This window comes from Kitasatospora sp. NPDC023118, from assembly GCF_055560875.1.
This window is the reverse complement of sequence record NZ_JBVHHW010000010.1, coordinates 83,244-95,935: the sequence shown is the minus strand read 5'-3', so window position 1 is coordinate 95,935 and position 12,692 is coordinate 83,244. Positions and strand designations below refer to the sequence as shown.

Sequence of the window (12,692 nt, the reverse complement as noted above, 5' to 3'; positions counted from 1 at the left end):
TGTCAGCTGTTGCTGCCGGGTGTGTCACCGAGTCGGCTTGGTGATCAACAACTCGGTGTTGTGGTCCTCCCCGGAACCCAGCAGCGCCGAGACCCTCCCGTTGGGGTCGTTGTACGACAGCTCGCGGTACAGTGCCGCGAGGTTGGCGTCCGAGGTGCTGCCGAAGTCCGTCCCGTACGGCGCGGAGGACTCGATCAGCGTGGTGAACAGGGAGAGCGTGCCGTCCCCGTTGTCCGCGATCTCGATGATGCGCCCGTGCTGCGGGTAGTCGATGTGCGAAGCGGTGTTGATCTCCCAGAACGCCCGCTCCGGCAGCGGGTGGCCGTGCGCCGTGATCTTGTTCATGTGGGTGTGCCCGTTCACCCACGCGACCACGTTCGGGTAGCGCTGCAGCAGGGCGACCAGCTCGTTGCCGTCGTGCCGCTTCTCGAAGATGTTGCGCGGGTCCGGCAGCAGGTTGCCCATCGAGCCGCTGGTGTGGTGGCTGAAGACCAGGATCACGTCGTCGGTGCTGCCGCCCGTCACCCGGTTCCCGTTGGGGTCGTACCAGTGCCCGCTGTGCGCCTTCAACTGCTGCTCCAGCCAGCGCAGTTGCGCGGTGCCCAGGGAGCCGTCGGCGAATCCGGCCTGGTTGGTGGTGTCCAGGCTGATGCCGACCACCTTCTCCGAGATCCGGAAGGTGTAGTAGAGCTTGCCGCTGCTCACCATGTCCGAGGTGAAGCCGTGCCCGTACGGACCCGCGCCGGTGACGGCCGGGTTGAGGTGGGCCTTGGCGAACTCCTTGAGCGTGAACGGGTGTCGGCGCTCGTCCGGGGTCACCCGGCGCACCGCCTCGCCGCTGGCGAGCAGCTTGGCGAGCAACAGCACGGCGCCCGCCGGGTCGCGGCGCAGCGAGTCCATCAGCTGGGCCGCGGTCGCGTCGTCGCAGCCCTCCAGCTTGTACTCGCCGGTGTAGAGGTCGTTCAGCAGCCCGAAGTCGGGCAGCGAGCCCTCGATGCTGTCGTCGTGGTTGCCGACCGTGGTGTACCAGGGGGTGCGCAGGCCCGGTGCGTCGAAGGGCCGGCCGGCGGCGGCGAGGAAGCCGGGTATCTGCGGGAAGCCCTTCGCCTTGTAGCCGTCGCTGTAGGCGAGTTCGGGGTTCCAGTAGGCCGAGTTGCCGGAGTTCTGGACGCCCTCGTAGCGGCTGAGGTCGCCGGTGTTCTGGGCCAGTCGTCCACCGCCCATGACCGTGAGGTACCAGTCGAGTTCGGCCAGCTCGTGATTGTCGGTGTTGTCCCCGGTGGCCATCACCATGCTGAACGGCATCCCGGTGTAGGGCCCGCCGTCGAGCGAGTTGACCCGCTCGACGAGGGCCGACACCCCGCGGGCGTTCAGGGTCTCCTGCGGCCGGTAGGCGCTGTCGTTGAACTTGGCCAGGTACTCGAATCGCACCGGGGACTCGGTGTCCACCAGGTGCAGGTCGCTGAACTGGACGAAGCTGGCCAGCCCGGTGCGGCGGTCGTCCCGCCCGGCGCCCGGCGCCGCGAGGTCCCCGCGCACCATCAGCGGCCAGCCCGGTCCGGCCGTCAGCCGCTTGTAGGAGCCGGTGCCGACCGGCGTGGCCACCTGCTCCAGGGTGGTGCCGGTGACCTTGACCGCCCGCGCGGCCGTGGTCGCCAGCGCCTGATCGCGCGCCGCGGCCGAGGCGAACTGGGCGCCGCCCAGAGACAGGGCCGACCAGGCGGCGGCCACCGACGTACCCGTGAGGAACGTACGACGTCTCATCCCTGCCACAAAAACCCCCACATACTGACGGCCCGGCCGGGCGAGCGCCCCGTCTACCGGACTTGAGTGTCATGAACCCGCACTTCTGGCAGACCGCCAGATTACCCACGGGTAGGCGCAGGGTGTTAGGCCCGTGCGGAGAACTTCTCGGGAACGGGGGGCGTCGCCTGCTGCGCAGCTCGCGCGCGGTGGCCCGGTCCGGGTGCGGACCGCCACCCCGGTCGGGGCGGCGCCGGACGGATGGGGGAAAATCGGCGGCGACGGCCGGTGCGGCCGCCGGGACAAGCGGGACGGCGCGCGAGCGCGGTCCGACGCTCGGACGTTCGGAAGTTCGGAAGTGGGGCGCAGGTGGCCGTAGCGGGAGCCGGGGCGGGAGGCCGGGCCGGCCAGCTGAAGAGCAGCGGCCTGCGGCACGGCTGGACGACGGGCGCCTGTGCCACCGCCGCCACCAAGGCTGCCTACACCGCGCTGCTCACCGGCGAGTTCCCGGACCCGGTGACCATCACCCTCCCCAAGGGCCAGCAGCCCGCCTTCGCCCTCGCCGCCGAGGAACTGGAGACCTCCGACGGCCGGCCGGTCAGCGCCATGGCCGGGGTGGTCAAGGACGCCGGCGACGACCCCGACGTCACCCACGGTGCGCTGATCCGCGCGACCGTACGGGCCGGCGAACCCGGCGCCGCAGTGGTGTTCCGGGCCGGTCCCGGGGTCGGGACGGTCACCAAGGCGGGCCTGCCGCTGCCGGTCGGCGAGCCCGCGATCAACCCGGTGCCCCGGCAGATGATTCGGGACGCCGTGGCCGAGGTGGCGGCGGCACACGGCGGCAGCGGGGACGTGGTGGTCGAGGTCTCCGTCGACCACGGTGAGGAGATCGCCCGCTCGACCTGGAACCCGCGCCTGGGCATCCTCGGCGGCCTGTCCATCCTCGGTACCACCGGGATCGTCGTCCCCTACTCCTGCTCGGCCTGGATCGACTCGATCCGGCGCGGCGTGGACGTGGCCCGGGCGGCCGGGCGCACGCACGTGGCGGGCTGCACCGGGTCGACCTCGGAGAAGGTCGCCGTCGCGGTGCACGGACTGCCCGAGGACGCGCTGCTCGACATGGGCGACTTCGCCGGGGCCGTCCTCAAGTACCTCAAGCGCCACCCGGTGCCCCGGCTGACCATCGCGGGCGGCTTCGCCAAGCTGTCCAAGCTCGCCTACGGCCACCTGGACCTGCACTCGGCGCGCTCCCAGGTGGACAAGGGCTACCTGGCCGAACTGGCCTGGCGAGGTGGGGCGGACGAGGCGCTGGCCGAGGCGGTGGCGGCGGCCAACACCGGGCTGGAGGCGGTGCAGCTGTGCCGGGCGGCGGGGGTGCCGCTCGGGGACCTGGTCGCCGAGGCGGCCCGGGTGACGGCGCTGGACGTGCTGCGGGGCTCACCGGTCGCGGTGGACGTCATCTGCATCGACCGCGCGGGCACCATCGTCGGCCGGGCGGAACCGTTCGGGCCCTGAACGGCGTCGAGTTGAGCGCAGCGCCGGTGCAGCAGAAGCTCAGCAATATTGCGCGGTGATGTGAAGATCTGACACTCATGCGGGGAGATAAACGGACAAAAGCGGCGTCATGCCCGGCCTTGATTCTGTCGCGATCTCAACCATGAGATATGGTCTGCCGAGTGACAGGCGACTACCTCACCCGTATCGGCACCCTCATCCGTACCGCGCGCCAGCACCGCGGCTGGTCCCAGGCGCAGCTCGGAGAGGCACTCGGCACCAGCCAGAGCGCGGTCAACCGCATCGAACAGGGCAAGCAGAACGTCAGCCTTGAGATGATCGCCCGCATCGGCGATGCCCTCAACAGCGAGATCGTCTCCCTCGGCTACTCCGGCCCGATGCACCTGCGGGTCACCGGCGGCACCCGGCTCTCCGGCGCGATCGACGTCCGCAGCAGCAAGAACGCCTGCGTGGCGATCCTCTGCGCCTCGCTGCTGACCACCGGCCGCACCACGATCCGCAGCGTCGCCCGGATCGAAGAGGTCTACCGCATCCTCGAAGTGCTCACCAGCATCGGCGTCAAGAGCCGCTGGATCAACGAGGGCCGCGACCTCGAACTCACCCCGCCGGCCGAGCTCGACCTCGCCGCGATGGATGTCGAGGCCGCCCGCCGCACCCGCAGCGTGCTGATGTTCCTCGGCCCGCTGATGCACCGCGCCGAGCGCTTCGCCATCCCGTACGCGGGCGGCTGCGACCTCGGCACCCGCACCGTCCAGCCGCACCTGACCGCGCTGCGCCGCTTCGGCCTGGAGGTCGCCACCACCGGCGGCGCCTACCACGCCTCGGTCGAGCCCGGCGTCCCGCTGGACCGCCCGATCGTGCTGACCGAGCGCGGGGACACCGTCACCGAGAACGCCCTGCTGGCCGCCGCGCGGCACGACGGCGTGAGCGTCATCCGCAACGCCTCGCCCAACTACATGGTCCAGGACCTCTGCTTCTTCCTGGAGAAGCTGGGCGTCAGGATCGAGGGCATCGGCACCACCACCCTCACCGTCCACGGTGTCCCGCAGATCACCTGCGACGTCGACTACACCCCGGCCGAGGACCCGGTGGAGGCGATGAGCCTGCTCGCCGCCGCCGTGGTCACCTCCTCCGAGCTGACGATCCGCCGGGTACCGATCGAGTTCCTGGAGATCGAGCTCGCGGTGCTGGAGGGCATGGGCCTCGACTACGACCGGACCCCCGAGTACCCGGCCCACAACGGCCACACCCGCCTGGTCGACCTCACCGTGCGCCCGTCCAAGCTGACCGCGCCGATCGACACCATCCACCCGATGCCGTTCCCCGGCATCAACATCGACAACGTGCCGTTCTTCGCCGCCATCGCCGCGGCCGCGCACGGCACCACGATGATCCACGACTGGGTCTACGACAACCGCGCGATCTACCTCACCGAGCTGACCCGACTCGGCGCGGACGTCAAGCTCCTGGACCCGCACCGCGTGCTGGTCCAGGGTCCCACCCGCTGGCGCGCCGCCGAGATGATGTGCCCGCCCGCGCTGCGCCCGGCCGTGGTCATCCTGCTGGCGATGCTCGCCGCCCAGGGCACCTCCGTCCTGCGCAACGTCTACGTCATCAACCGCGGTTACGAGGACCTCGCCGAGCGCCTCAACTCGATCGGCGCCCAGATCGAGACCTTCCGCGACATCTGACGTGTCGTCACCATGCCCCCGCGCTGGTGGTCCAGGAAGTTCGTCAGGGTGGCCCGTTCGTCGGCGGTACGCAGGGTGGTGGCGCGCTGGTCATCGGTCATCGGGCCATCGTGCCGGGCGGCCGGTCGGGCCACCCGGCAATGTCACCGGCTGGACACCGACTTGGGCGCCGAGCCGGAGTCGAGCTGTTCCAGCCAGTGCAGCGCCCCCTCGACGTCCTGGGCGAGTGGTACGCCCTCCGGCACCGGCGGACGTTCCACCACGACCACGGGCAGGCCGAGTTCGCGTGCGGCGGTGAGTTTGGGCGCGGTCGCGGCGCCGCCGCTGTCCTTGGTGACCAGTACGTCGATGCGGTGCTCGCGCAGCAGCGCCCGATCGCCGTCGAGGGTGAACGGGCCGCGGTCCAGCAGGACTTCGAGCGAGGGTGGCAGCGGGGGCTCGGGCGGGTCCACCGAGCGGGCGAGGAAGTGGATCCCGTCGAGGTGGGCGAAGGCGCCGATGCCCTGGCGGCCGCTGGTGAGGAAGACGCGCCGCCCCAGGCCCGGCAGCAGTTCGGCGGCCGCCGCGAGCGAGCGGACGGGGTGCCAGCGGTCGCCGTCGACTGGCGTGAAGCTGGGGCGGCGCAGCACCAGCAGCGGCACGCCGGTGGCGGCCGCCGCGAGGGCGGCGTTGCCCGAGATCCCGGCGGCGAAGGGGTGGGTGGCGTCGACCACGGCGTCCACCCCCTCGGCGCGCAGCCAGGCGGCCAGCCCGTCCGGGCCGCCGAAGCCGCCGATCCGCACCTCCCCGGCGGGCAGCCGGGGTTGGGCGATCCGGCCGGCCAGTGAGCTGGTGACCCTGCGCGAGGACGGGACGAGGGCGGCGGCCAGCGCACGCCCCTCGGTGGTCCCGCCGAGGATCAGGACGTGCCGGGTCATGCGCCGCAGGGCTCGTGCGGGCGCTCGCGGTCCGCCGAGTAGAGGTGGCTGTCGCGGAACTGCTCGGCGGCGAGCGTCCGGCCGACGAGGATGACGGCGGTGCGGACCACGCCCGCCGCCTTGACCTGCTCGGCGATGTCGGCGAGCGTGCCGCGCAGCACCAGCTCGTCGGGGCGGCTGGCCATCGCGACCACCGCGGTCGGGCAGTCGGCGCCGTAGTGGGGGAGCAACTGCTCGACCACGTCGTCCACGTACCCGGCGGCCAGGTGCAGCACCAGCAGGGCGCCACTGCGGCCCAGGGTGGCGAGGTCCTCACCCTCGGGCATGGGGGTTGCGCGCTTGGCGATCCGGGTGAGGATCACGGTCTGGCCGACGGTCGGCACGGTCAGCTCCCGCTTCAGCGCGGCCGCGGCGGCGGCGAAGGCGGGCACGCCGGGGACCACCTCGTACGGGACGCCGGCTGCGTCCAGGCGGCGCATCTGCTCGGCGACGGCAGAGAAGACGGACGGGTCGCCGGAGTGCAGCCGGGCCACGTCCTGGCCGGCCTGGTGCGCGGCGATCAGCTCGGCGATGATCTGGTCCAGGTTGAGCTGTGCGGTGTCGATCAGCCGGGCACCGGGCGGGCACTCGTCCAGCAGCTCGCGCGGGACCAGGCTGCCGGCGTAGAGGCAGACCTCGGCACGGGCCAGGATGCGCTGGCCGCGCAGGGTGATCAGGTCGGCGGCGCCCGGGCCGGCTCCGATGAAGTAGACGGTCACGAGGCGTCCTCCTGAGGGGGGTTGGGCTTGACGGCGGACCACTGGGTGACCGGCATGGCCTGCCGCCACCCGGTGAAGCCGCCCACCGGGACGGCGTGGGCGACGGCGAGTTTGACGAGTTCCCCGCCGTGGCGCCGGTACCACTCGGTGAGCAGCGCCTCGGACTCCAGGGTCACGGTGTTGGCGACCAGCCGGCCGCCGGGGCGAAGCGCGGCCCAGCAACTGTCCAGCAGGCCGGGCGCGGTGAGGCCGCCGCCGATGAACACGGCGTCGGGGGTGGGGAGTTCGGCGAGCGCGGCCGGGGCAGGGCCGGTCACCACGCGTAGCCGGGGGACGCCCAGCGCGGCGGCGTTGCGGGCGATGCGCTCGGCCCGGACGGCATCGCGTTCGATGCTGACGGCCTGGCAGTCGCGGTGGGCGCGCAGCCACTCGACGGCGATCGAGCCGGAGCCGCCGCCGACGTCCCAGAGCAGTTCGCCGGGGGACGGGGCGAGCGTGGCGAGGGTGGCGGCGCGCACGTGCCGCTTGGTGAGCTGGCCGTCGCTCTCGTACGAGGCGTCGGGCAGGCCGGGGACGAGGGAGCTGCGGGGGCCGTCGCCGAGTTCGACCGCGATGACGTTCAGCGGGTCGCCAGCCGGGTGCGGCCAGCCGTCGGCGGGGCCGTCGAGCCGGCGCTCGGCGGAGGAGCCGAGCTGTTCGAGGACGTGCAGGCGGGCGGTGCCGTATCCGCGTTCGGTGAGCAGCGCGGCGACGGCGGCCGGGGTGGCGGCGTCGGCGCTGAGCACCAGCAGGCGGTGGCCGGGGTGGAGGGCGAGCGCGAGGGTGTCCAGTGGGCGGCCGACCAGGCTGATCACCTCGGTGGCCTCCAGCGGCCAGCCGAGCCGGGCGCAGGCGTAGGAGACGGAGGAGGGGTGCGGCAGCACGCGCAGCCGCTCGGCTCCGACGGTCTCGGCGAGGGTGCGTCCGATGCCGTAGAACATCGGGTCGCCGCTGGCCAGGACGGCGACGCGGCGGTCGGCGTGGGCGGCGAGCAGTCCGGGGACGGCCGGGCGCAGAGGGGACGGCCAGGGGACGCGCTCGGCGGTGACCGCATCGTGGGGGAGCAGCTCCAGCTGCCGGGGGCCGCCGATGACCACCTCGGCGGACTGCAGCGCGGCGCGGGAGGTGGCGGCGAGACCGGGCCAGCCGTCGGCCCCGATCCCGACGACGGTGATCGGATGGGGCAGCTCGGGCACCGGGTGGCTCCTCGTCGTTCGGCGGGCCAGTGCGTAGTGGATCTCACCAGCCGGGGCAGCCTACCTGGCCGTTTGCGGCCGCTCTGCGGCGAGGTCACGGCCGGGGGGTGACGGCTGGCGGCGAACAGATTTCAGCTAACAGATTTCAGATTTCGAACGCTGAAAGCTGTCCGCTGAAAGTTGTCAGCCGTCAGCCGTCAGCCGTCAGCCGTCAGCCGTCAGCCGTCAGCCGGCCCCCGCCCCCTCGCCTGTCCGCCCAGTCCCCCGAAGCGATCAGCGCCGGCCGTCCCCGCAGCCGCGCTTCGGCGGCCGGCCCGGCGAGGTACACCCAGGCCTCCCGCAGCTCGCCCGCCGCCGTCCGCACCGCCAGCCGCCGCCGTACGTACAGTCCCGTCCCATCCGTCCGGCACTCCTCCAACTCGTCCAGCGCGGCGAGCGTCCCGGCATACGCGCCCGGCCGCACGGTGATCAGCTCGCCCACGATCCGCCGCCCCGGCGTCGGGTCGGGCACCGCGTACGGGAACCCCGGGCCCGCGTGCAGCGCCGCGCCGTCCAGCACCGCCGGACGGATCTCGGCACAGCGCCCGGCCAGGTGGGCGGCGTGGTTGCGGCCGCCGCTGCGCAGCGTGCCGTACACGAAGAACGGCAGGGCCTCCACAACCGGCGGGGCCTCCTCGGGCGCGGACACGGGTTCGACCTCCTTGCTGAGGGAGCGCCCACGGTACGTCTTGTTGCCCGATTCGTGATACCCACTGGCGCAGCGGGCTCCCCATGCGCTGTCATATCGGATGTTCGGCCAGCAGCGTCCAAGGGGGACATACATGACACCGCCCGCCTCCTCCCAACCGGCAACCACCCCCGGCAGCACCCCCGCCACCCCCGCAAGCTCCACCGCCCCCATAGCCCCCACCGTCCCCGACACCCCCGCCGCCAAGCGGACCGCCCGCCTCGGCGGCGCCGTGTGGCTGGCCCTCGGAGTGGTCTACGTCGTCTGGGGCTCGACCTACCTGGCGATCCGGATCGCTGTGGAGACGATGCCCTCCTTCCTCTCCGCCGCCGCCCGCTTCCTCACCGCCGGCCTGCTGCTGGTCGGCTACCTGCTGGTCCGCCAAGGCCCGGCCGGTCTGCGGGTGGGCGGACGCCAGCTGGCCTCCGCCGCTCTGGTCGGCGTGCTGCTGCTGACCGGAGGCAACGGCCTGGTGGTGCTGGGCGAGACCTCCGTCCCCTCCGGCCTGGCTGCCCTGCTGGTGGCCGCCGTCCCGCTGTGGATGGTGGTGCTGACGGCCTTCGGCGGTGGCGAGCGCCCGAAGCGGGCCGAGCTCGCCGGGGTGCTGCTCGGCCTGGTCGGCCTCGGCGTGCTGTCCGCCCCCGCGATCGGCGGGTCCGTCGAGCCGCTGGGCGTGATCCTGATCATCTGCGCCACGCTGACCTGGGCCACCGGCTCGTTCGCGAGCAAGAAAATCCCGATGCCGGGCAACGTGCTCGCCGCGAGCGCGTACCAGATGCTGGCCGGCGGCTTCTGCAATCTGCTGATCGGACTGGTCCGCGGTGAGCAGCGCGGATTCGACCTTGCGGCCGTCTCCGGCCGGTCCTGGCTGGCCCTCGTCTACCTGGTGCTGTTCGGTTCGCTGCTGGCCTTCACCGCGTACGCCTGGCTGCTGCGCTCGGCCCCGCTGACCCTGGTCGCCACCTACGCGTACGTGAACCCGGTGGTCGCCGTACTGCTGGGCTGGCTGGTGCTGGCCGAGCCGCTGACCGGCCCGACCCTGGCGGGCGGGGCGATCGTGGTGGTCGGCGTCTGCCTGGTGGTGAGCGTCAGCCGGCGGCCGGGGCGTCCGGCGAAGGCGACGTCCGCGCGTAGGTGAGGATGACGTTCCCGCGCTCGAAGATCCGGCTGTCGGTGAGCGTGAAGGCGCGCGGCTCGAAGCCCGCGCGGAACATCGGGATGCCCGACCCGACCACCACCGGGTACTGCTTGATGATCAGCTCGTCGATCTCGGGCAGCAGCTGACCGGCCAGGTCGGCGCCCCCGCAGAGCCAGATACCGAGGCCGTCCTCCCGCTTGAGCCGGCGGACGACGCTCAGCGGGTCCTCGGTGGTGACCTCCACCGCCGGGTCCGGACTCGACTCCAGCGTGCGGGAGAAGACGATCTGCCGCAGGTGGGCGTACGGGCTGGTGAGTCCGATGGCCAGCCCGGCGTCGTAGCTGCCGCGCCCCTGGAGCACGGTGTCGAAGAGCTTGTTGGGCGCTTCCGCGATGCCGACCGCCGTACGGCCGGGGGTGGCGACGGTTTCGGGGTACTCGGCGAACAGCGTCGGGGCGTAGTCCTCGGTGACGAACGGGAAGAAGAAGTCGTAGCTGCCGTCCGGGGCCGCGATGAAGCCGTCGATGGTGGCGCCGATGAAGTAGCTGAGCTTGCGCATACAGGTCCTTGGGATCGAGGAACGGGATCGGTTGGCGGCGCGGGCCGGTTCGGCCCACCCCCTCAACCACTCCAGTTATAGTACTTCGATCGTAGTGGTTGCAAGGGTTGCCCGAGCCCCAGCCCGAACCCCTGAAGGCGCCCGAAGGCGCAGGAGAGAGAATCGGCCCATGGTCCAGAACCCCGCCCGTCGCGCCGCCCTCGCCGACGCCGCCATCGAGGTCCTCGCCCGAGAGGGCGCCCGCGGTCTCACCTTCCGTGCGGTCGACGTCCAGGCCGGTGTCCCCAACGGCACGGCCTCCAACTACTTCGCCAACCGGGACCACCTGCTCCACCAGACCGCCCGGCACATCCACCAGCGGCTCACCCCCGACCCGGCGATCCTCGCCGAGCTGCTGCGCGCCCCCCGCGACCGCGCGCTGGTCACGGCCCTGATGCACGACCTGATCCGCCGCATCGCCGCCGACCGGGCCGGCTACCTCGCCATGCTCGAAATGCGCCTGGAGGCGACCCGTCGCCCCGAGCTGCGGGCCCAGCTCACCGGTACCATCCGGGACGAACTGGAGGCCAACATCGCCTACCACCTGGACGAGGGCATCCCCGGCGGCCGCGAGACCGTCGTCGTCCTCTACCTCGCCATGACCGGCCTGATCCTCGAACACCTCACCCTGCCCGAGGTGTTGGGCACCGATGGTCTCCCCGCGCTGATCGACACCATCGTCGAGCGGATCGTCCCGGCCGGCTGACCGGGGCGACCCGCCCCGAACCGCGACCCGTCAGGGCGAGGAGAACGTGGACGCTGTGCCCAGGCCGACACGCTCACTGCGGGCAGCTCCGGATCGCGCTCGCCGAACTCCGACTCCGCGGGCCGGAGGACGTGGACGGCGGGCTCGGCCTCGTTGACCGGTGCCGCCTCGGCCTCCCATCAGCCCGCGAAGCCAATCACCCACCACTGTAGGAAAGTTACAGGTCCGCTCGCTGCGCGCGATGCCGACCGCCCCGGGCCGGCCGACTGGCGGGCCGGGGCTCGGTCGGCATCCGCAGGTCGGCACGGGGGTGGCACGGGGGTGGAACGGGTCAGAACGCGTACGGCGGCTTCCCCGTCCACCAGTTCCCCGGGGCCTCCGGGTCACGGCTGGTCCAGAACTCGATGATCGCGCTGGTGAACTCGGCCGCCGACAGCGTTCCGTCCCCGTCGAGGTCGAGGTGGCGGAAGGCCTCGTCGGCGTCGTCCCGGCAGAGCCCGGCGAAGTGGCCGCGCTGGAAGACGAAGAACTCGCCGGCGTCCACTGTCTCGCTGCGGTCGGCGTCGGCCACGGCGAGGAAGGCCTCGGCGAGCGCGCCCAGGATCTCCCGGGCGGCCTCCGGGTCGTCGGCGAGTGCGCCGGTCGAGGCGATGAACTGCTCGCGCGTGATCGCCTCCGTCCCGGTGGGCTTTCCGGCGAGGTGCAGGTCGTGCCAGATCGTCAGGTAGGCGCGGACGATGACGGCCTCGGCCTCCGAGCCCTCCTGGTGGCCGAGAGAGCGGGCCACCGAGTGGCCCATCAGCACGTGGTCCCGCTCGGTGAGCAGACCGTCCCCGTCGGCGTCGAGGTGGTCGAAGCCGTGATTGATCTTCGCGATGAGCAGGTCGTCCGACAATGTGCCCCCTTCGGTGGCGATTTCCGCAGCTCCAGGGCCGCGTGCAGGCGATGTCACGTCGCCAGCACGCTAACGCCTTGAGCCGCGCTCGCGCAGCCGAACCTCGCGCAGCCGAACCTCGCGCAGCCGAACCTCGCGCAGGAGAACGGCGGGCGAAGGCGGCGCATCGCCCCCCAGCCCAGTCACCCCCGCTCAGTCACCGGCCCAGTCACCGGCCCAGTCACCCCCGCTCGGTCGTCCCGGTGGTCGGCCCAGATGTACGCCTCCGGCAGCAGCTCCAGCACCGGCAGGGTGTGTAGTCGCCCGTCCCGCTCGATGATGACCCCCGCCGTGGGGAAGTAGTCCAGCAGCACCTGACGGCAGCGCCCGCACGGCGGCACGACCCCGCGCCCCTGGTCGGCGACCGCCACCACCGTGGTCAGGTCGTACGCCCCCTGCCCGGCCGCCGCCCCGATGAGCACCAGCTCCGCGCACGGGCCGCCGGTGAAGTGGTAGACGTTCACGGCCGTGACGATCCGCCCGTCGGCATTGCGCCCGGCCGCCGCGACGCTGTGGTTGTCGCCCCGCGAGTACCGCTCGGCCACCGCCCGGGCCGCCGCGACGAGCTCCTCATCGACTGCCGCGTGATCGATGTCGGCCACAGTGCTAGTCCTTTCTGCTCGAACCTGGCATGCTTCGATCATGACCGCCCCGCCCCTGATCGTGCCAACCCCTCGCGCAGGCCCGTTCCGGCTGCGCCCCTGGTGCCTCACCGGCCTGGCCGTCGACC

Annotated in this window: 12 protein-coding genes; 4 read left to right on the top strand and 8 right to left on the bottom strand. The window is 72.4% G+C overall.

Translation table 11 applies throughout. The features are described from left to right. Positions 1-24: 24 nt before the first annotated feature. Positions 25-1,764 carry a TIGR03767 family metallophosphoesterase gene (locus ACZ3UD_RS15215; RefSeq protein WP_465586549.1) on the bottom strand — a complete coding sequence of 580 codons (1,740 nt, stop codon included), beginning with the start codon at positions 1,762-1,764 and terminating at the stop codon, positions 25-27. Positions 1,765-2,112: 348 nt separating this feature from the next. On the opposite strand from ACZ3UD_RS15215, the gene ACZ3UD_RS15210 reads away from it, so the two are divergent. Next, positions 2,113-3,258, top strand: coding sequence for a cobalt-precorrin-5B (C(1))-methyltransferase (locus tag ACZ3UD_RS15210; protein ID WP_465586547.1), 1,146 nt, complete (start codon positions 2,113-2,115; stop codon positions 3,256-3,258). A gap of 161 nt (positions 3,259-3,419) precedes the next feature. Further along, the gene (locus ACZ3UD_RS15205) at positions 3,420-4,949 is read left to right on the top strand and encodes a UDP-N-acetylglucosamine 1-carboxyvinyltransferase (RefSeq protein WP_465586544.1); all 1,530 of its coding nucleotides are present in this window, start codon (positions 3,420-3,422) and stop codon (positions 4,947-4,949) included. A gap of 143 nt (positions 4,950-5,092) precedes the next feature. On the opposite strand, the gene ACZ3UD_RS15200 is transcribed toward ACZ3UD_RS15205, so the two are convergent. The 4 genes from ACZ3UD_RS15200 to ACZ3UD_RS15185 all read right to left on the bottom strand — a co-directional run bounded on the left by ACZ3UD_RS15200 (position 5,093) and on the right by ACZ3UD_RS15185 (position 8,547). Further along, entirely contained in the window at positions 5,093-5,866 is a 774-nt protein-coding gene (locus ACZ3UD_RS15200; protein WP_465586541.1) for a cobalt-precorrin-6A reductase, read from the bottom strand. After that, positions 5,863-6,624, bottom strand: a complete 762-nt coding sequence (gene cobM / locus ACZ3UD_RS15195) for a precorrin-4 C(11)-methyltransferase (protein ID WP_465586538.1) — start codon at positions 6,622-6,624, stop codon at positions 5,863-5,865. Before cobM ends, ACZ3UD_RS15200 begins: the two co-directional genes overlap by 4 nt. Further along, the gene (gene cbiE / locus ACZ3UD_RS15190; RefSeq protein WP_465586535.1) at positions 6,621-7,859 is read right to left on the bottom strand and encodes a precorrin-6y C5,15-methyltransferase (decarboxylating) subunit CbiE; all 1,239 of its coding nucleotides are present in this window, start codon (positions 7,857-7,859) and stop codon (positions 6,621-6,623) included. The genes cobM and cbiE overlap by 4 nt, the downstream gene beginning before the upstream one ends. Before the next feature lie 211 nt (positions 7,860-8,070). Next, the gene (locus tag ACZ3UD_RS15185; protein ID WP_465586532.1) at positions 8,071-8,547 is read right to left on the bottom strand and encodes a gamma-glutamylcyclotransferase family protein; all 477 of its coding nucleotides are present in this window, start codon (positions 8,545-8,547) and stop codon (positions 8,071-8,073) included. Positions 8,548-8,680: 133 nt separating this feature from the next. Between ACZ3UD_RS15185 and ACZ3UD_RS15180 the strand changes: the two genes are divergently transcribed. Next, entirely contained in the window at positions 8,681-9,724 is a 1,044-nt protein-coding gene (locus ACZ3UD_RS15180) for an EamA family transporter (RefSeq protein ID WP_465586530.1), read from the top strand. Here ACZ3UD_RS15180 and ACZ3UD_RS15175 read toward each other — a convergent pair. Further along, entirely contained in the window at positions 9,675-10,283 is a 609-nt protein-coding gene (locus ACZ3UD_RS15175; protein ID WP_465586528.1) for a dihydrofolate reductase family protein, read from the bottom strand. The two genes, ACZ3UD_RS15180 and ACZ3UD_RS15175, sit on opposite strands and share 50 nt — an antisense overlap. Before the next feature lie 169 nt (positions 10,284-10,452). On the opposite strand from ACZ3UD_RS15175, the gene ACZ3UD_RS15170 reads away from it, so the two are divergent. Further along, positions 10,453-11,028, top strand: a complete 576-nt coding sequence (locus ACZ3UD_RS15170; protein ID WP_465586525.1) for a TetR/AcrR family transcriptional regulator — start codon at positions 10,453-10,455, stop codon at positions 11,026-11,028. A 331-nt stretch (positions 11,029-11,359) separates the two neighbouring features. Here ACZ3UD_RS15170 and ACZ3UD_RS15165 read toward each other — a convergent pair whose 3' ends face one another. Together ACZ3UD_RS15165 and ACZ3UD_RS15160 are read right to left on the bottom strand one after the other, a co-directional pair. Beyond that, positions 11,360-11,923 (bottom strand): EF-hand domain-containing protein, encoded by a 564-nt coding sequence (locus ACZ3UD_RS15165; protein ID WP_465586522.1) that lies wholly within the window; start codon positions 11,921-11,923, stop codon positions 11,360-11,362. 182 nt (positions 11,924-12,105) lie between these two features. Further along, on the bottom strand, positions 12,106-12,564 hold the full coding sequence (locus ACZ3UD_RS15160) for a cytidine deaminase family protein (RefSeq protein WP_465586520.1): 459 nt from the start codon (positions 12,562-12,564) through the stop codon (positions 12,106-12,108). Positions 12,565-12,692 lie beyond the last annotated feature (128 nt).

Coding starts and splice junctions, on each gene's coding strand:
- ACZ3UD_RS15215 (WP_465586549.1), bottom strand. CDS start 1,764: ATGAGACGTCGTACGTTCCTCACGGGTACGTCGGTGGCCGCCGCCTGG.
- ACZ3UD_RS15200 (WP_465586541.1), bottom strand. CDS start 5,866: ATGACCCGGCACGTCCTGATCCTCGGCGGGACCACCGAGGGGCGTGCG.
- ACZ3UD_RS15180 (WP_465586530.1), top strand. CDS start 8,681: ATGACACCGCCCGCCTCCTCCCAACCGGCAACCACCCCCGGCAGCACC.
- ACZ3UD_RS15175 (WP_465586528.1), bottom strand. CDS start 10,283: ATGCGCAAGCTCAGCTACTTCATCGGCGCCACCATCGACGGCTTCATC.
- ACZ3UD_RS15170 (WP_465586525.1), top strand. CDS start 10,453: ATGGTCCAGAACCCCGCCCGTCGCGCCGCCCTCGCCGACGCCGCCATC.